The sequence below is a fragment of the Mesorhizobium sp. WSM4809 genome (genome assembly GCF_055811655.1).
On record NZ_JBVVQW010000050.1, the window covers coordinates 1 to 1,356 of the forward strand.

Annotated in this window: 1 pseudogene; it reads right to left on the bottom strand. The window is 60.5% G+C overall.

The window, feature by feature from the left end:
* Nucleotides 1-967, bottom strand: a pseudogene (locus AC0L24_RS33765) (Ulp1 family isopeptidase); the annotation flags it as partial.
* Between the last annotated feature and the right edge of the window lie 389 nt (nt 968-1,356).

Consider the following 1,356-nt stretch of genomic DNA (forward strand, 5'->3'; position numbering starts at 1 on the left):
TGGCAGCTAACGCCGGCGGGGCGGCGGCCTGAACTCCGGCGTGCCCAGAGCCGGCCGCTGCCAAAGCGTCCGCCACGATCCTGCCTGACGCGGGCTCCGCATCGCGAACCCGTTCCAGCGCCAAGCGGAGATAATCGTTGCCTGGAAACAACACCTCGGCGAATTCGATTCGCGAATGATGATCCAGCCCAGAGATCGTCCGGCCCCGCCTCTCAAGCGCCTCAGAAAATCTGCGAAGACTACGACCATAGACACCACGGGTGCTTGGGGCCAAGCTGCTGTCACTGGTCACTTGTTCCAAGACATGCGCATCTGCCTTTGAAGGCACCGTCACTGGCCACCGGCCAGTGACTGAATAGCCCGGCTCATGATACGCACGCAGGACGTTCAACGCCGCCTTTATATCCCCGTTTTTCGGGAAGAAAGCATCGACGTGATCCACCAGGGATTGGTGATTTCTTAGATCAGTCGCTTGGCCGCGGGCGCCGAGATCACTCGCTAATCGGCGAAGCACATTCGAGTATATTCGGAGCGTCTGCGCGCTATGGTGTTGCTGAGCCGCAGCGTGGGCAATCGCCTTATCAATAACGTCCCTGTGTTCGTCGGACAGATGGGGATAGCCGGTAGCACCGCCGCCAGCAGTAGCTGAATAGCCCGGCTCGTTATACGCACGCAGGACGTTCAACGCCGTCTTCATGCCGTCGTTTTTCGGAAAGAAAGCATTGACGTGATCGACCAGGGATTGGTGATTTTTTAGATCAGTCGCTTGGCCACGAGCGCCGAGATCATTCGCCAATCGGCGAAGTGCATACGTGTGTTTTCGGACCGTGCTCTCGCTATATTTTTGCTGAGCCGCAGCGTGGGCGATCGCTTTATCAATAAGGTCCCGGTGTTCGTCGGACAGATGGGGATAGCCTGTAGCACGGGCGCCACGCGCGACAGCTTCGGCTCGGCGCGGCTCGGCCACGTGATGCTGCTCAAAGCTCGCTTGCCGGGCTTGGCCCGCATCCGGCAAGGGGTCACGGTGGTCCAGGGAAGGGAGTATCACGTCTGGGACGGGTTGAGTCCCATGGGAGAACCCTTTGGGGACGGCGAATGAGACGTTTATGGGGTCTTCGATCGCAGCGGGGGGCTCAGGCCTTGCGGAGGGCGCGGCCTGCGCATGCAGCCTTCCGATGTGACCGGCCCCCGTCCCTTGAAACGGTACCCCATCCAATGGCAATTCACCGAACTGCTGCATGGGGGCGCGCATCGGCACGCGGCCGCCTGAATTGCCGATTTCGCTCAGCTGCCGCCCGATTGCGAGGGTTTGCGTACTCTCAGTCCTCTGCCTTTTCACAGGCCGCAACAGGGCTG